Source organism: Lacibacter luteus (genome assembly GCF_004118265.1).
GTDB lineage: Bacteria > Bacteroidota > Bacteroidia > Chitinophagales > Chitinophagaceae > Lacibacter > Lacibacter luteus.
This window is the reverse complement of the sequence record NZ_SDHW01000004.1, coordinates 305,393-324,130: the sequence shown is the minus strand read 5'-3', so window position 1 is coordinate 324,130 and position 18,738 is coordinate 305,393. Positions and strand designations below refer to the sequence as shown.

11 protein-coding genes are annotated in these 18,738 nt (G+C 40.1%); 9 read left to right on the top strand and 2 right to left on the bottom strand.

Features of this window, described 5'->3' with window-relative positions:
• Positions 1-243 precede the first annotated feature (243 nt).
• Positions 244-4,842, top strand: coding sequence for a PAS domain S-box protein (locus tag ESA94_RS14755; protein ID WP_129131695.1), 4,599 nt, complete (start codon positions 244-246; stop codon positions 4,840-4,842).
• A gap of 50 nt (positions 4,843-4,892) precedes the next feature.
• Here ESA94_RS14755 and ESA94_RS14750 read toward each other — a convergent pair whose 3' ends face one another.
• The gene (locus tag ESA94_RS14750) at positions 4,893-5,321 is read right to left on the bottom strand and encodes a DUF4345 domain-containing protein (RefSeq protein ID WP_129131694.1); all 429 of its coding nucleotides are present in this window, start codon (positions 5,319-5,321) and stop codon (positions 4,893-4,895) included.
• 204 nt (positions 5,322-5,525) lie between these two features.
• Here ESA94_RS14750 and ESA94_RS14745 point away from each other — a divergent pair, with 204 nt between their 5' ends.
• From ESA94_RS14745 to ESA94_RS14710, 8 genes are all read left to right on the top strand, one after another.
• On the top strand, positions 5,526-6,149 hold the full coding sequence (locus ESA94_RS14745; protein ID WP_129131693.1) for a carbohydrate-binding family 9-like protein: 624 nt from the start codon (positions 5,526-5,528) through the stop codon (positions 6,147-6,149).
• The gene (locus tag ESA94_RS14740; RefSeq protein ID WP_240671066.1) at positions 6,127-7,197 is read left to right on the top strand and encodes a LacI family DNA-binding transcriptional regulator; all 1,071 of its coding nucleotides are present in this window, start codon (positions 6,127-6,129) and stop codon (positions 7,195-7,197) included. Before ESA94_RS14745 ends, ESA94_RS14740 begins: the two co-directional genes overlap by 23 nt.
• 321 nt (positions 7,198-7,518) lie before the next feature.
• On the top strand, positions 7,519-10,440 hold the full coding sequence (locus tag ESA94_RS14735) for a SusC/RagA family TonB-linked outer membrane protein (protein WP_129131691.1): 2,922 nt from the start codon (positions 7,519-7,521) through the stop codon (positions 10,438-10,440).
• Positions 10,441-10,471: 31 nt separating this feature from the next.
• A complete protein-coding gene (locus tag ESA94_RS14730) occupies positions 10,472-11,974 on the top strand; it encodes a RagB/SusD family nutrient uptake outer membrane protein (RefSeq protein ID WP_129131690.1) in 1,503 nt (500 codons plus the stop codon).
• A gap of 50 nt (positions 11,975-12,024) precedes the next feature.
• On the top strand, positions 12,025-12,570 hold the full coding sequence (locus tag ESA94_RS14725; RefSeq protein WP_129131689.1) for a discoidin domain-containing protein: 546 nt from the start codon (positions 12,025-12,027) through the stop codon (positions 12,568-12,570).
• 480 nt (positions 12,571-13,050) lie between these two features.
• Positions 13,051-14,355, top strand: a complete 1,305-nt coding sequence (locus ESA94_RS14720) for a DUF3472 domain-containing protein (RefSeq protein ID WP_129131688.1) — start codon at positions 13,051-13,053, stop codon at positions 14,353-14,355.
• Positions 14,356-14,522: 167 nt separating this feature from the next.
• Complete coding sequence (locus ESA94_RS14715; protein WP_129131687.1) at positions 14,523-15,875, top strand: Gfo/Idh/MocA family protein; 1,353 nt, start codon at positions 14,523-14,525, stop codon at positions 15,873-15,875.
• A gap of 64 nt (positions 15,876-15,939) precedes the next feature.
• Positions 15,940-17,046 carry a phosphotransferase enzyme family protein gene (locus ESA94_RS14710; protein WP_129131686.1) on the top strand — a complete coding sequence of 369 codons (1,107 nt, stop codon included), beginning with the start codon at positions 15,940-15,942 and terminating at the stop codon, positions 17,044-17,046.
• A 98-nt stretch (positions 17,047-17,144) separates the two neighbouring features.
• Here ESA94_RS14710 and ESA94_RS14705 read toward each other — a convergent pair whose 3' ends face one another.
• Positions 17,145-18,569 (bottom strand): MATE family efflux transporter, encoded by a 1,425-nt coding sequence (locus tag ESA94_RS14705; protein WP_129131685.1) that lies wholly within the window; start codon positions 18,567-18,569, stop codon positions 17,145-17,147.
• Positions 18,570-18,738 lie beyond the last annotated feature (169 nt).

Sequence of the window (18,738 nt, the reverse complement as noted above, 5' to 3'; positions counted from 1 at the left end):
TCAGATTAAACGACAAGAGCTGTTTTTTAAATAGTAAGTTTGTTGGCAGATTAAGTGTTGAATATATTTGAGAAGAAATAACTCCTGGAAAAATGAAAACAGAAAGCATCTATCAAAACCTGCAACCGCAATTTGTATGGCTTTGCTAATCAGGCTAGGTAAAAGTGGAGGACATTCTATTGCAGAATCAAGTCAGAAAAGAAATACAGCAAGCTTACTGAACTATTTAAAGTAACCGATAAAGTGAATCGATCTTTTTTATTAGATAATGCTCAGTTTAACCGTTTGTTTCCTTTTTATCTTGTAATAAACAGGGAGCTTAGGGTGAAATCGATGGGCAACTCCATTTCGAAATTATGTAACATAAAGCCGGGCGATGTTATTACGCAGCATTTTTCAGTTCCGCAACTGAATATGCTTACAACTTCTTTTGATGAACTGGTGAGTTTACATAACCAGCTAATAGCATTAGAATCGAATACAACCGGTAAGATAAAATTAAGAGGACAGTTTGAATATCTTGAAAAAACAGATGAAGTATTGTTTGTTGGTTCTCCATGGTTTGGTACTATGGAAGAAGTAAACGAGAATAATCTTGAACTGAAAGACTTTGCCTATCACGATCATTTAATAGATCTGCTGAATATTTTAAAATCGCATGAGGTAACTAACGACGATCTTAAGAAACTGATAAAGACATACAATGAGCAAAAAGAAGATCTGAAAGCTGCAAATAAAAAAGCACACGATTTTGCACTGTTTCCAATGCAAAACCCCGACCCAAGGATAAGAATTGATTTTAACGGAGAGCTTTTACTTAATAACCCTGCGGCAGCTTCATTTGATTTTATTGAGTTTGAAAAGAAAACACTTCGTAATGATGATTTTTTTAAACTTATTGCAGAACGAATAGATAAAACAATATCCAGGTGGGATATTGAAGTGGCAACAGAGAACAAGTATTATTCTTTTGTTTGTGTGCCGATGCAACAGGAACGGTACATAAATATTTATGGAAAAGAGATTACCAAAGAAAAGAAAATTGCAAATGAATTAAGAAGACTTTCTTTGGTTGCAAGTGCAAATAAAAACGGGGTATTGTATACACAGCCCGATGGAAAAATAACCTGGGCAAACGAAGGTTTTTGCAAAATGACCGGTTTTACACTCGAAGAGGTTATGGGTAAAACACCGTTTGAACTTTGTCGTGGTCCATTAACAGATCACGAATCAATCAAAAAAGTGCTGGAGGCATTTTTTGGCGGGCTTGAGTTTAATATTGAAATTATTTATTACAGGAAAGATGGAAGTTGGTTTTGGGGGCGTTCATCTACACAACCCGTTAAAAATTCGAAAGGCGGGGTAGAAGAATATTTCGGAATAATTGAAGATATTACTGAAGAGAAGATTAATGAGGAAAAAATGAAAGTATTATCTCAGATTGCTGAAGATAATATCAACGCAGTTATAATAGCTGATGCAGAAGGATGTATAACATGGATAAATAAGAGCTTTACTAAAATGTCGGGCTATTCGCTTGAGGAGGTTGTAGGGCGTAAGCCCGGTCACTTGTTGCAAGGGGCAGAAACAGATATAAAAACAATCGACTACCTCAGCAGACAGATTAAAGATGGTAAGCCGTTTAATACCGAAATAATCAACTATCATAAAAACGGAGCAAGGTATTGGGCAAGAATTCAGGGCCAGCCAACCAGAAATCAGAAAGGAGAAATAAGCGGATTTTTTGCTTTAGAAGAAGATATAACTAAGGAAAAAGAATCGGAAAGCAGTTTTAAAAAAGCGTTGGAAAATATTGGCGATAACGTTTGGGAACATGATTTCAGATTAGGTAAAACATCATTCTCAAAAACCGACAATGAGTTTTTAGGTTACCAAATGGATGAGTTAACAAATAATGAGGAATTGTGGTGGAATAGCGTGGTTGACGAAGACAGGCATTTGTTAGTAGAAACTGACAGGAAGTACAGAAATGCAGAAGCAGATTCTCACAGTCTTGAATACCGCATCAGGGATAAAGATGGCTCTGTAAGATGGGTGTTAGACAGAGGAGTAGTTATTGAAAAGGACAGGAATGGAATGCCTTTGCGCATTACCGGTACACACACAGATATTACCAGTACTAAAAACACCGAAACAGAGCTTAGCAATCGTGTTAAACAGTTTCAATCGCTTTCAGAAAATATTCCGGGTGTAATTTATGAGTATGAGTTTAAGAAAGACGGAACAGAAGGCCTTATTTATATAAGCCCGGCAATAGAACGTATTTTTGGTATTAAGCCCGACGACTTCAAGAACTATCTTAACTACATTCATCCCGATGACAGAGATGAAATCATTCAAAAAAACCTGAGCTGCCGCAAAACGCTTGAGCCGTTTTATTGTGAATCGAGATTGATAGTGCCGGGCAGAACAATAAAGTGGCATTCGGTTCATTCTTCTTTTTCTTACCAAACAGAAAATGGCGATAATGTATTTACCGGATTTATTCTTGATATAACTGAGCGAAAGAATGCAGAGCAAAAATTAGAAGAGCAACGTAAGTTTTACGAAGACATATTAAACAATATGCCTGCAGAAATTGCAGTGTTTAATCAGAAACATGAATATCTTTTTGTTAATCCACGGTCAATAAAAGATCCGGATTTGCGTAAATGGATAATTGGTAAAAAAGATGAAGACTACTGCCTGTACAGAAATAAACCGTTAAGTTTTGCAGAAGATCGGCACAAGTCGTTTACCAATGTTCTTGAAACAAAAAAACCATTTGAAAAGGAAGAGAAATACATTACCAAAGCAGGCGAAGAAAAATATGTACTGCGCAGGTGGTTTCCTGTAACAGATAAAAATGATAATGTTTCGATTGTTATTGGATACGGGGTTGATATAACAGAAAGAAAAAAAATTGAAGAGGCAATACGCATAAACGAAGAAAAGTACCGTGGCATTATTGCCAATATGAACCTGGGCTTAATGGAAATGGATGCCACAGGTAAAATTGATTTTGCCAACCAAACATTACTTAAGATGACCGGGCTGAAAGAGATGGAAGCGTTAGGGTATGATGCAATGCGGTTTCTTGCAGAAGACAGTGTTACGGATGTAACCCAACGGATGCAGAAAAGAGTGGATGGTATAAGCGAAGCATACGAAGTACAAACAAATATTAAAGGAGCAAAAGGCTGGTGGTTTGTTAGCTCTGCACCAAAGTATGCTTCAAACGGAACGCATGTTGGTTCTATTGTGATTTGCCTTGATATTACGAACCAGAAAAAGCTGGAAAAAGAACTGATTAAGTCAAGAGAACAGGCACAATCATTAGCAAAGGCTAAAGAAAATTTTCTTGCTAACATGAGCCATGAAATACGAACACCCATGAATGCCATTATTGGCATGGGTAATCAACTGGCTAAAACAAACCTTTCCGATCAGCAAAGTTTTTATCTCTCTACAATTAATTCAGCAGCAGAAAACCTGCTTGTTATCATCAACGATATTCTTGATCTGTCAAAAATTGAAGCAGGCAAACTTACTATTGAACAAATCGGATTTGAGCCAAAGAAAATAGTTGCTGGTGCTATGCAGGTATTGATGCATAAGGCCGAAGAGAAAGGACTGCGCCTTACCAATTCGTTTTGCGATAAAGTGCTTTCGCCTGTTTTAATTGGCGACCCCTATCGTCTTAACCAGGTAATGTTAAACCTGCTGAGCAATGCCATTAAGTTTACAGAAAGAGGTTCGGTAGATGTTACCTGCACAGTAATAAAAGAAACGGCAACTACACAAACCATCGAGGCTAAAGTAATTGATACGGGTATTGGCATGGAACAGGAGTTTGTAGACAAGCTGTTCGATAAGTTTAGCCAGGAATACGAATCAGTATCCCGTAAATATGGAGGTACAGGATTGGGGATGAGTATTTGCAAAGAACTGGTTGAGTTAATGGGTGGTAAAATTGAAGTGGAAAGTATAAAAGGGAAAGGCACAGCTGTTTCCTTTACAATAGAATTTAAAAAAGGCGATAATAAAGATATTAAAATGCAAATGTTGAACGATATATCAGAAGATTTTCTTAAAGGGAAAACTATTTTAGTTACGGATGATAACGACATGAATCGCCTGGTGGCTTCAACAATATTAGAAAATTACGGAGCAGGAATTGTTGAGGCAAAAAATGGTGAAGAAGCAGTGTTTACACTAAATAAAGGCAATATTGATTTAATTCTGATGGATATTCAAATGCCCGTGCTGAATGGCTTTGATGCTTCACGAATAATAAGAAAGCAAAACAGTAACATACCTATTATTGCATTAACAGCAAATGCAATTAAAGGCGAAAGTGAGAAATGTCTTGCCGCAGGTATGAACGATTATATTGCCAAACCATTTAATGAAGAGGAGTTCCTGAAAAAAATTGCTCATTGGTTAAACAGGCAATTAACTGCCATGAATGCTGAAGAAGTAGTTAAAGAACAAACAAGTCCGCAGTTGTACGATTTATCGGCACTCAACGAGTTAAGCAGAGGAAATAAAGAGTTTATTCTCAAGATGGTTAAACTTTTTTGCGATCAGTCGCCGGTAATGATTCAGCAAATGAAAGAGTCGTATGCTTCCGGAAACTTTGAGGCAATGGGGGCAGTTGCACACAAACTAAAACCAAGCATCGATAACATGCGCATAAGTGTGCTTAAGCATGTTATTCGTGAAATTGAAAAATCGGGAAAAGACAACAATGACAATGCAGATCTAAAGAACCATATCCGACTTGCAGGCGAAGTAATTGATAGTACTGTAGCGCAATTAAAAACGGAGTTTTCTATTTAAGCATAAGAAAGATATTTTTTAAAAGGATGCTGCCGGCAGCATCCTTTTTTTTATGCACGAATAAGCGAAGCGTTTTTTTGTAAAAGTTTCACCCTTACGAGTAACAGTGTTACAGAAACAATGCATAAAAAGCTTTCGGTATAAAGCCATTGTGTGCCAAATGCTCCTAACGGGCCTTCAATACAAACGGTTATAATTCTGGAGAGCGCATAAGAGCCCCACAGAATGGATGCAAATGCAAGGCCTTTGGTATGATCTTTAAATGCGAGATAAACAAGGCTTATGCAAATGGTTAAACCAACACCGCCATATACGCCACGTATAGAACTGAAGGCATCATTATTAGGCAATGTAACCTGTACAAGGTCCATTACTTTTTGCGGATTTTGAAAAGCCATTACACTAACCATCAGGATAGCGAAAGCAGAAAAGCCGATTAACCCGGCTGATGCGAAACGAAGTAATTTGTACTTTTTCATATTGTGTGTTTTTGTAACACAAAATTGAAACCGACAAGCGAAGTAGTTCTTGGTGTTTACCAAGATTTATGTTTTTCAGCTTCAGCTGCTTTTCGCTTAGTAGCTGCGTAAGCGGTTTGCGCATACGTTTGTGCAACGCAACAGGTTCGTGCGGGCCTAATTCAGCTTAACTTGCTGTATCTATTTTTGGAGGATAAAATGTTTATGCAGGAACTTCGTATACCATATTGTGCTGTTTCAGGAGAGCTGCGTGCAGCAAAGCAATTGTTGCTTGCGGCCAATGATTTTGCATTGGAGCAACAGCCATGGCCGGCTTATAAAACAGATACAGCCGTGCGTTTTTCAATTGCACATAATAATGAAGCGGTATTTATTCTTTACCGGGTAAAAGAAAAACATGTTCGGCATGTTGCAACAGAAGTAAATGGCGCAGTGTGGGAAGATAGCTGCGTAGAGTTTTTTATTGCTTTTGATGAGGGCGGTTATTATAACTGTGAATTTAATTGCATTGGCACTGCATTAATTGGGTATGGTGCCGGTCGTACAAACAGGGAGCTGTTGCCGGCAGATGTTGTAGGTACGGTTAAATACGATGTAGCTATGCAGAAAGAAGGTGCTGATTATGCCTGGGAACTGCTGTTGCAAATACCGGCTAAAGTTTTTATAAAACATCCTGTAACTTCACTAAGCAATACCGCAGTAAAAGTGAATTTTTATAAGTGTGGCGATTTGTTGCCGGAGCCGCATTTTATTAGCTGGAAAAATATCCAAACAAGCGACCCTGATTTTCACCAACCGGCTTTTTTTGGCAAAGCCGTTTTTGAATAAAACAGCCCGTAGTAAAATGGAAAAATTACCAACTATCAAAGAAATTGCCAAGAGACTTAACGTTTCGGTATCAACCGTATCAAGAGCGTTGAGCGATCATCCACGTATAGGTTTAGGCACAAAGCTGAAAATAAAACAACTGGCCGAAGAGCTGGGTTACGAACCCAATGCGCAGGCTATTTTTTTCAAGCAAAAGAAAACATTTGTTATCGGGGTGGTAATACCGTTTATACGGGAAGAATTTTTTTCGCAGGCCATCAGCGGTATTGAAGCTGCAGCGATGGAGCATCAATACACCATCCTTTTCGGACAAAGTCATGATGATCCGGAAAGAGAAAAAGCTGTTGTGGAAGCAATGAAGAAACAACGGGTTGATGGATTGATCATTTCTTTATCGAAACAAACAAATAAATACGAGCATCTTGAAGCGTTGAATAAGTTTGAAATACCTGTTGTGTATTTTGATCGTGTTCCTCCTTTTAAAGAAGCCCATAAAGTGTTTTGTAACCTGTACAAAGGAACGGTGGATATGGTAGGGTGGCTTTTCAATAAAGGTTACAGACGTATTGCATTTATTAACGGGCCCGATAAGCTGAACGCCAGTAAAGAACGAATGAATGGTTATATAGAAGGCATATCCAAACAAAAACTGAAAGTGGACATGCAGATGGTTGAGAAAACCGATCTGTCGAAAGAAAGTACACACAATGCAATGAAAAAATTACTTGCATTAAAACATCCGCCAACGGCCATCATCACGTTTAACGATTATGTACATATGGATGCAGTACAGTTTGCACAGAAACAAAATATCCTGGTAAATAAAGATATTGTGTTTGTGAGCTACGCCAATCTGCCTATTACAAGCTACACAGCTTTTCCTCCACTTGTTTCAGTTGAGCAATATCCATACGGGCAAGGTGAACGGGCAATGGAATTGATGATCAAGATCCTTAATGAAAAAACAGATAATAAGATCATCAACACTTCTTTTTATGTAGAAGAAATGCCGGCAACCCTGGTTGCTTATCAACAAACAATTTCCTGATAAAAGATAACAGCAATAAAAAACGGAGCACTGATACTGCTCCGTTTTTTTATTCTTCAATTGCAACTCCTGTAAAGCTGCACAATCGTTTGCGCATGCTGAAAACCTTTGCTGTAAAGGGTTTCGGCGTTTCGTTGCATTTTACGAACGTTTATTTTGCGCCAACGTTTGCACATGAAAATGAAATAACAGCTGCTTAATATTGAAAACGATTTGCTTGCAACGGTTCTTTATTTTATAAGAACTACAACTAACTGCCAATACAATTACAGAGTACTGTTACAGGCATCGCTGATTATTTCACTAAACCAGATTATTGTTATGAAACAAAAACGAATGCTGGTCTTTCTGTTTGCATTGCTTGCTGCAATCTACAGTTGGGCTCAGAACAATTCCACCATTATCATCAGTGGAACAGTAAAAGACAAAGAAGGACTTTTACTTCCAAATGTTTCCGTTACAGAAAAGGGAACAAGCAACACCGTCATCACAAACGAAGCAGGTACGTTCCGTATCTCCGTTAAGAACCGCAACGCAGAGTTGCTCATCAGCTCAGTAGGTTTTCAACCACTAACCGTAAAAGCTGCCGACAACATCAGCATCGTACTTGAAGCAAAATCGGAAGAGCTGCAAGAGGTTGCTGTAGTGGGTTATTCATCAAAGAAAAGAATTGAATTGTCAAGTTCAGTATCGGTGGTGTCAGGCGAAAAATTAAGAGACGTTACATCGAACGAACTTACCAGCCTTTTGCAAGGTAAAGCACCGGGCGTGGTAGTATCAACAGGAAGTGGTGATCCTACCAGCGGATCGAATGTACTTATCCGTGGTGCCGGTACCATTAACGCAAGTACAGCACCTTTGTATGTGGTAGATGGAAATATTGGCGGCACTTTCAATCCAAACGATGTGGAGAGTGTTACCATTCTGAAAGATGCAGCGGCAACAGGCTTGTATGGATCACGTGCTGCGAATGGTGTCATCATTGTTACAACCAAAAGCGGTAAATCAGGAAAAGCAAAAATTGAATTTACATCAACAGCCGGGTTCAGTGAAGCAACAACCGGCAACTTCCGCTTAATGAATACGCAACAGTTGTACGATTACCAGAAAACATTTTTCAATCCTAATCCTGCAGCGCTCAACACAAATACAAACTGGTGGGATCTTGCGTTCAGAAGAGCAAAAGTGCAGAGCTATAATTTATCAGCATCAGGTGGTTCAGATAAAACAACCTATTACATTTCCGGAAACTATTACAAAGAAGAAGGTACATTGATCAATAACGATAAAACGGCTTATAACTTTCGTACCAATATTTCGCACAAGTTATCGGAACGTTTGAAAGTAAGTGTATTGCTCAATGGTATTTTCACAAAAGATACGTACAACCCCGATGCAACAGTATACGATGCATACCTGAACATGCCGTTTGATTCTGCATACAATGTTGACGGCACTCCGAAAGATGCACGCTATGGTACATGGTACGGACGGGACAGAGATAATTTTCTCCATTCACTTCAATATAATTTTTCGAAAGCGAAAAGCTTTAACATGAATGGTGATCTGAATCTTGATTACAAAATTTCAAAGCATTTCAGCTTTGCAACGTATAACCGTGCACGCCTGTTTAACTATCGCAGTGATGCATTTTATGATAAACGTTCAAAAGAAGGTGCAACAGATGCAGGTGCTTTGTATAATTCGACATCATTTACGAATAAACTTCTTACTTCAAACAGGTTGAAGTACACGAATAATTTTGGCAATCACGGTATAACGGCCTTGGCAGTTGCCGAAGTTGAAAAAACGTTTGCAGAATCAATTGATACCTATGCAACGGGATTACCTCCAGGTCGTCCGGTATTATCTACTTCAACAGGCGAAAAGAAAACCATTAGTGGTCGTGTAGATGAATCCATCTTCAGCAAATACCTTGCACAGGCCGATTACAATTATTCAAACAAATATTTCTTTGTTGCTTCATTTGTAAACGAATATTCTTCCCGTTTTGGTAAGAACAACCCCAGCGCCAACTTTTACCAGTTAGGTGCATCATGGATCATCAGCAATGAAGATTTCCTGAATGTAAAACCAATTACGTTCTTAAAACTTCGTGCAAGCTATGGTACAACAGGTAATGCCGATGGTATTGGCGATTATGCTGCACTCGGTTTGTATTCCATTTCACAAGGAGCAAGCTATGCAGGATTGCCCGGTGCTGCACCATCACAAAAAGCAAATCCAGATCTTACCTGGGAACGTATGACCACCAGCAACATTGGTGTGGATGTAAGTTTCTTTAAGCGTATCGATCTTACTGTTGATGCGTACAATCGTGTATCAACCGATCTGTTGTTCTTCCGTCCGTTACCGGCAACAACAGGTTATGATGGTGTTTATGAAAACGTTGGTTCAATCCGAAACCGTGGTATAGAATTCAATATCACATCAAAAAATTTCACAAGAAAGTTCACATGGGAAACAAACCTCAACATGGCATTCAACCGTAACAAAGTGTTGTCTGTTAACCAGGGAAGAACAGAAGTGTTTACAGGTGCAAGACAACCGGTTGCTGTTGGCAGAGATATGGATGAATGGTATATGCCTGTATGGGCTGGCGTAAATCCAGTGAACGGCGAACCGTTATGGGAAAAGCTATTGACAGATGCTGATGGAAAAAGTTATGTGATTTACACAAATTCATACAACGCAGCAACACGTCAGTATATCGGCAAATCAGCAGCTCCGAAGTTTACAGGTGGTGTTACAAACACGTTTGCTTACAACAATTTTACACTGACTGCCTTTTTAAATTTTGTATATGGCAATCGTGTATATAACGACAGCCGTTTTTATTTTGATAACGATGGTTTATATGAAAGCTATAACCAGATGCAATTGGCAAAAGGCTGGAGCCGTTGGTCGAAGCCAGGCGATATTGCCACACATCCTAAACCGGTTCATGGTCGTACAGATGCTTCCAATGCATCATCCACACGCTATCTCGAAGATGGAAGTTATATCCGCTTACGGAATATCCGTTTAAGTTATGATCTGCCAAACAGTGTCATCAGCAAAGCAAAACTTTCTGCAGTACGCTTCTTTGTAAGTGGCGATAACTTATGGACACTTACAAACTTCTCCGGTGTTGATCCTGAAGTGGTGCTTAGTGGAGGTGAATCAAGCATTAAATACCCGATCAGCAAAAAAGTATTATTTGGTTTGAACATTTCTTTCTGATCAGTAACTGTTCATCACAAAAACATTATTTATGCAAACAGCAAATAAATTCTTATTCATAACAGCATCGGCATTGGTGCTTGGGTTAAGCAGTTGCCGTAAAAGTTTTCAGCCATCAACTGCTATTGATGAAAATGCTGCTTTAACAAATGCAGGCGATATTGAAACAGCAACAGTGGGTACGTATGCGTTGTTTAAAAACGCAGGTTACGTTCGCAGTGGCCATTTTTTAATGGAATATCCTACTGATGAAATTGCACAGGGACAAAATTCATCGGATGATCTGACCAGAGCCTACCGTTATACGCATTTAGTCACATCAACACATCCTGCTTTATTCTGGTCGCAGGCATACAAAGCAGCAGAAGCAGCCAACAGAATTATATCTGTGATCAAGGATGATGCTACTGCCGATATGCGTCAGCTCAAGGGAGAAAATCTTTACATCAGGGCAATGATGCATTTTAATCTTGTTCGCATTTTTGGGCGCCCTTATCCGCAAAATAGTGGCAACAATCCCGGTGTGCCTATTTTGAAAGATGGCTTAAGCGATTCTGCAAAACTCTCACTTGCACGCAGCACAGTAAAAGAAGTATACGATTTTATTATTGCTGATCTTTTGAAAGCTGCAGACTTGATGAGTGTGTCAAAAACAAATGCATTTGCATCAAAGGAAGTAGCGTTTGCGTTGTTATCAAGAGTGTATTTATACAAAGAAGATAATGCAAAGGCAATTGAATACGCTGATAAGGTAATCGCATCGGGCCGGTACAATTTAATAACCGGCGCAGAGTATACGAATTACTTCCGTGGGGTTCCTGAAGGAAACAAAGAAACGATTTTCTGTATTCGTCATACAAAAGTGGAAGATCGTGGTTATTCATCCATCGGTTCTATGTATTTCAGTGGCGATGGAAGTGGTAATGCACAAAACCAGGCCTTCAGTGGTTGGGGTGAGATCTATGCCTCAAAAAAATATGTTGATAAGGTGGCTGAAAACCCTGCGGATCTGCGTATGAGTTTTGTTTCTCCCTATAAAGTAAATAATGTGTTGCAGCTTAACAGCAAGCTTACGCCGAATACGCCAATGTATTATGTCAACAAGTACAGTTTGCAGGAAGGTATTGTGAACTTGAGTTCTCCGGTTTATATCCGTCTTGCAGAAATGTATCTCAACCGTGCAGAAGCAAATGCAAAACTGGGTAATGGTCAATTAGCATTGGATGATGTGAACCGCATTCGTCAGCGTGCAGGATTAAGTGGTGCAGCATTGCACACGCTTGCAAGTGTTGCGGCAAGCAGCAAAACGGTATTGGACGTGGTGATGGAAGAACGTTGGCTTGAGCTTGCGTTTGAAGGTCATCGTATGTATGATCTGTTCCGTAATAATATGTCGATGGTTCGCAACTATCCGGGTTCACATGTGGTATCGGGTAATGTTAACCAAACCATATTGCCAACAGATAACCGGGTGATATTTTTTATTCCGCAAGCTGAAATTGATAAGAATAACAAGCTTGCTCAAAACCCATAATGTGAAAGTTGAAGGATAGAACCTGTCCTTTCATTTAAAAACTTAAATACATGAAAAAAATATTTTGTTATACATCAGCACTAATACTGTTTTTGAGTGCATGTAATAAACCGGAAGCAATTTTGTTCAACGACCGGTCAACTGCTGGTAAAGCCGACCGCACAGGTTGGACGGCAACTGCAAGCAGCGAAGAGCTGGTTGGTGAAGGTGCAACCAATGGTCGCACTACTGCATTGTTCGATGGTAATTATAATACCTTCTGGCATTCGCAATGGATGGGCGCATCGCCTGCTTACCCACATTGGATCATTGTTGATATGAAAACAGCAGTGAAAGCCATTTCAATTGATTTAACTGCAAGACAGAACAACTCAAACGGAATGACAAAGTTTACACTGGAAGGAAGTACAGATGCTACCACATGGACAAACCTGAAAAAAGGTGGAGGCAATTTTGTATTTGATCCGGCAAATAAAGCACCGCAGGGATATGCTGTGCTTTCCGGCAATGCCATCCGTTATTTACGTGTAATGATGACCGAAGGAAAAACCACCTCAACACACCTTGCAGAAATTGAAGTGTATACTGCAAAATAGAGGCAATCGTAAAACAGTTTTCTCATAATCATATAGTAGTTCGCCGGGCTTTTCTAAGCCTGGCTTTTTTATACGTAGAACGTAAGCAGAATCACCTGTATGCGCAAATTGCATGAGCAACCGTTTGCGCAGGCTGAAATGCTTTACTACAAAGGTTTTCATGGAAAACGAACAGGTGAACATTGTTGATTTTGCGCCACCGTTTGCGCATACAAAACAAAAATCGAAGTATTAATATTGAAAGCTATTTACCTGGTTTCATACAATGTAGTTTTTTCTGGTTCAGAGGTACTTGAAATAATACAGCGCAATGAAAATTTTGCATCAGTAAGCGTCTGTATGTACAATGTAAATAGGTAATTGTATTTTCAAAACAACACTGCAAAATCATTCCATTACATTAAGATGGCAGCAAAGTCGGCAGGGGATGGTTTGCAATTAGCAGCACTGCAGAAGCAGGTCTTTATTAAATAACCGAAGATGAGACAGGAACGTAGAAACATATTTGAAATCGGTCGATTGTTAGGGTTAATAAGCATACTCATGTTGCCGGTTACCGTTACTGCACAACAGGAAGTATCTGTTCCGTTGGGCGGTAACTCCTGGGTTACTTCAAAGGCCGGAAGCGAAAAGGTAACGAATAATGGATGGGTTAACTGGCAGCATGCAGATGCAATATTCAGCACATGGGTATATGTAAAGCAAAAAGGCAGTCTGCACATTGCATCAACCATTGCAGTGCCCGAAGGCAAGTCTGTTATTAACTGTACAGTAAATGGTAAGTCTGCACAAACTGCACTGGAAGGAACAGCAAAAAAATATTCATTAGGTGAATTTACTGTTAACGATAGTGGTTATGTACGGATAGATGTACAAGGCATCAGCAAAACAGGAACTGTATTTGCATCAATGGATGCATTGCAGCTATCAGGCTCGGCTGTTGATGCACAAACGCTGTTTGTAAAAAATAACGAAGGCAATTATTTCTATTGGGGACGAAGAGGACCTTCTGTACATCTTAGCTACGATGTTACTGAAGTGAAAGAGGATATAGAATGGTTTTATAACGAAATTGTTGTGCCGGCGGGAAGCGATGTAATTGGTTCCTACTATATGGCGAATGGTTTTGGCGAGGGTTATTTTGGTATGCAGGTTAATTCATCAACAGAAAGAAGAGTATTGTTTTCAGTATGGAGTCCTTTTCATACAGATGATCCCAAACAAATTCCGGAAGATAAAAAGATCATCATGCTAAAGAAAGGAACGAATGTATACACCGGCGAATTTGGTAACGAAGGTTCCGGCGGACAAAGCTACTTGAAGTATAACTGGAAAGCTGGTGATACCTGCAGGTTTCTGTTGCGTGGCAAACCGGTCGATAATAATTATACAAACTATACAGCCTGGTTTTATTCAACTGTTGAAAAGAAGTGGTTGTTGATTGCAAGTTTCAACAGGCCCGCAACATCAACCTATCTCAAACGTTTGCATTCCTTTCTTGAAAACTTTGATCCAACTACGGGATACATTACACGTAAAGCCTGGTATCAAAATCAATGGGTGCGTACTGTTGGAGGAGAATGGAAGCAATTATCAAAAGCTACATTTACTGGCGATGCAACTGCTCAAAAGCAATACAGGGTTGATTATGCAGGTGGTGTTGATGCGGCAAAATTTTTTCTGCAGAACTGTGGTTTTTTCGGCAACCGTACTGTATTACGTTCTCAGTTTGCACATACTGTAAAACAAAATGTGCCGGTAGCAGATCTTTCGGTACTTCAATAAATAGTCAACCATTTGCAGTACTTTAATAGTTCGTCATTACGGTACAAAAGCGATTGCAAACAATACATTTTGTGCAAACGGCTGCGCTTCTTTGGGCTGATTATTTCGTATAATTTCACACAAACATGAAAAGATAGTATCTGATTAAATGTTTAAAAAAGGAAACCATGCATAGAAAAGATTTTATAAAGAATACGGGGCTTACAGCTGCATCACTTGCGGTATTGCCAACAGGTTCATTGTTTGCCAATGCTGCAGATGCTAAAGTGAAAATGGTAATGATCGGCGTTGGCTTGCGTGGACAAAATCACCTCGATCTTGTGTTGCGTCGTAATGATGTTGAGCTTGTTGCCATTTGCGATATTGATGATCGTATGCTTGCAAGTTCGAAGGAAATGATTAGCAAGAGCGGAAAGAAAATGCCGCAGATCTTTACCGGCGATCCTTATGCATGGAAGAAGATGCTTGAGCTGAAAGGAATTGATGGCATCATCATCGCTACTCCCTGGGAGTGGCACAAAGAAATGATCATTGGTGCTTTGCACGCAGGTATTAAATATGTTGGTAGTGAAGTAATGCTAGGTATTACATTGGAAGATCATTGGGATGTTGTAAAAGCAGCTGAGCAGTACAACGCACATGTAATGATGCTGGAAAATGTATGCTACCGCAGAGATGTAATGGCTGCACTGAACATGGTGCGCCAGGGTTTGTTTGGTGAGCTGGTGCATTTGCAGGGCGGCTATCAGCACGATCTGCGTGAAGTAAAATTTAATAACGGTGTTGATGCATATGGCAAAGGTTGCGAATTTGGCGATAAAGGATGGAGCGAAGCAAGATGGCGCACACATCATTCTGTATATCGTAACGGCGATCTGTATCCTACACACGGTATCGGACCCATTGCCCATTACATCAACATTAACCGTGGTAACAGGTTTGTAAATATTTCTTCTTTCTCATCAAAAGCAAGAGGATTACACGATCACATTGTAAAAAAATGCGGACCTGAGCATCCTAATGCAAAAATTAATTTCAAACTGGGCGATGTTGTAACTACATCGATCGGTTGTGCTAATGGAGAAACAATTCTGCTGCAACACGATACCAATCTTCCACGCCCTTATTCATTAGGTTTCCGTGTACAGGGTACAAATGGTTTGTGGATGGATGTTGCGAAGGGTGTACACATAGAAGGCAAATCAAAACCACACCAATGGGATGCAGCAAAAGATTGGTTCGATAAATATGATCATCCGCTTTGGGCACGGTGGAGTAAAGAAACAGAAGGTGCCGGGCATGGTGGTATGGACTTTTTTGTGATCCATTCATTTGTTGAAAGCATCAAACGTAAAACAGCTACACCAATGGATGTTTACGATGCGGCAGCATGGAGTGCTATTACACCATTAAGCGAACTCTCTATTGAAAAAGGAAATGAAACCATCGAATTCCCCGACTTTACCGGAGGAAGATGGATGTACCGCAAACCCTTTTTTGCATTAAACGACGATTATTAACAGGCGAAGCATCCGGTTATAATACAACAACAAATGCAGTGTTGTAACCGGATTTATATAACACATGAGGAACAGTATTTACACAGAACGGCCGTCTATTGCAGAAACAGTGTTGCCACTTTTTGGTTGGCAGCAAGTACCCCTGTCAATAGAACCATTTGGCAGCGGTTTAATAAACAGTACCTGGAAAGTAACAGCAGTAACAGGCGAAGCATTTATTTTACAAAGGCTCAATATGCAGGTGTTTACACAACCCAACCATATTGCAGCTAACATAAGGCAGATAGCAGATTATTTACAACAACATACCCCGGGCTATCTGTTTGCAGCTCCGGTGCAGGCATTAAACGGAACTTCTCTTGTTACAATTGAAGGAACAGGTTGTTTTCGCATGTTTCCGTTTGTAAAAGGATCGGTTACCAAAGATGTTGTTGCGTCGGCGGCAGAAGCATACGAAGCAGCAGTACAGTTTGGACAGTTTACACATTTGCTCAGCGGTTTTGAAGCAGCACAATTGCACATTACCATTCCTTCGTTTCACAATCTTTCGCTGCGTTACCAACAGTTTTTAACAGCCTTGCAGCAAGGCAATACAGAGCGAATTGAAGAAGCAAAAGAACAGATAGAACAGGTAAAACAACTGGCTTCTGTTGTGCAGCAGTACGAAGCCATCCGCTCCAACCCGGGTTGTAAACTGCGGGTTACACACCACGATACAAAAATCAGCAATGTGTTGTTTGATGAACAGGGCAAAGGATTGTGTGTAATTGATCTCGATACGGTAATGCCTGGCTACTTCATCAGCGATGTAGGCGATATGATGCGCACTTATCTTTCGCCTGTAAGTGAAGAGGAGAGCGATTACAGTAAGATTGTTATACGTACCGATATTTTTGAAGCCATTGTGCATGGCTATTTTGAGCAGATGAAAACAGACCTGTCTGCAGACGAGTTGAAGCTGTTTGTATATGCAGGTAAGTTTATGATCTATATGCAGGCAATACGGTTTCTTACCGATTACATCAACGATGATGTGTATTACGGAGCCCGTTATCCAACCCATAATCTCGTACGTGCCGGAAACCAATTGGTGTTATTGCAACAGCTACTTGCAAGCGAAACGGTATTACATGAAATAGTAAACAAGGTTTGCGATTTGAAACAATCGTAAAAGCAAGAAATAAAAAAGCCATCTCAAAGCTTGATAACTTCTTTCCTGCATCACTGCCGGGAAAAAGAAGTCCGGTTCTTTGAGATGGCTTTTGTTCTTTATACTTCTACCAATTTCCATTTACCCCGTTTAAAATAATACCAGGCAACGAGGGCAATCAGTGTTTCTGCAATTGGAATGGCGAGGAATGCGCCAACGGGTCCGAGGTTAAATGTTTTGGCGAGCAAATACCCAAGTGGTATCTGAAAAAGCCAGAAACAAATAAAATTGATCCATGTTGGTGTTTTGGTATCGCCGGCGCCATTTAACGCTTGTATCATAATCATACCAATACCATAAAAAACATAACCGCTGCCGATAATTTGTAACGACAGTACACCAAAGCGATGAACCTCCGGTTCTTTGGTAAAAATGCTGATGATCGGCGCTGCAAAAAAGATAAACAGCAGCATTACTGCCGACATAAAGATGGCGTTATACTTTGTTGTTAGCAGTACACTTTGTTCGGCCCGTAACGGCTGTTTGGCGCCAAGGTTTTGACCCACTAATGTAGCAGCAGCATTACTCAGTCCCCAGGCAGGAAGAATAAAGAATACAACATTTCGAATGGCTATCTGGTAGCCGGCACTGGCATCGGTGCCACCGGTAACAGATACCAGCCATGCTAATACAATCCAGCTTCCGCTTTGAATAAAAAACTGCAAGGTAGCAGGCCAGGCTACTTCAAAAAGCGTTTTAATAACAGGAGTATCCCATTTAAAATGCGGTAATCTCATTTTTATTGATCTGCTGCCGCCAAATAAATGATAGCATTGGTACAATACACCTGCGCCACGGCCGATTGTTGTTGCAATAGCTGCGCCTTTCAACCCCAGTTCGGGAAAAGGGCCATAACCGTAAATTAAAAGCGGACAAAGAATGATGTTGAAAATGCTGGCAATCCATAAACTACGCATGGCCATTGCGGCATCGCCTGCGCCACGAAAAATGCCGTTAATAAGAAACAGCAGAATGATAACGGTAGATCCACCCATCATAATACGTGTAAAAGAAGTTCCTTCTTCTACCACAATCGGAGCAGCACCCATAAGCCGTAGAATATCGGCTGCAAAAATAACTCCTGTTATACTCAGCACTATTGCAACAAACATTGAAATAATAATTGCCTGTGCTCCTGCGTGTGTGGCTGCATCTGCATTCTTTTCGCCTATACGTCTGGCTACAACAGCGGTGGCTGCTGTACTAAGGCCAATGGCAATGGTGTACACAAGTGATATTACCGATTCGGTGAGCCCTACTGTTGCAACGGCGTTTTTACTGTTGGGCAAATGGCTTACAAAATACATGTCTACCACTGCAAAAACAGACTCAAACCCCAGTTCAAGAATCATGGGTATTGCCAGTAATACCACGGCTTTGCGAATGCTGCCTTGTGTGTAATCCTGCTCTTCTCCGCTTAGAGATTGTTTGATTATTTGATAGATATAGGATAGCCCTTTTGGCTGATGATGGTTTGTTGTCATGAAACAGGTTAAATGGTTAAAATAGAAATAACGGCTGAAAACTTCAGCTGAAAAAGTTTGTCGGGAGAGTTGTCTTCTTAAGCGAAGACGAATTAGAACTTCATATGCTAATCTGTAAGAGCAACAAAGCTACAATTTTTCTTTTTGTAACAGTGCCTTTGTGATAAAG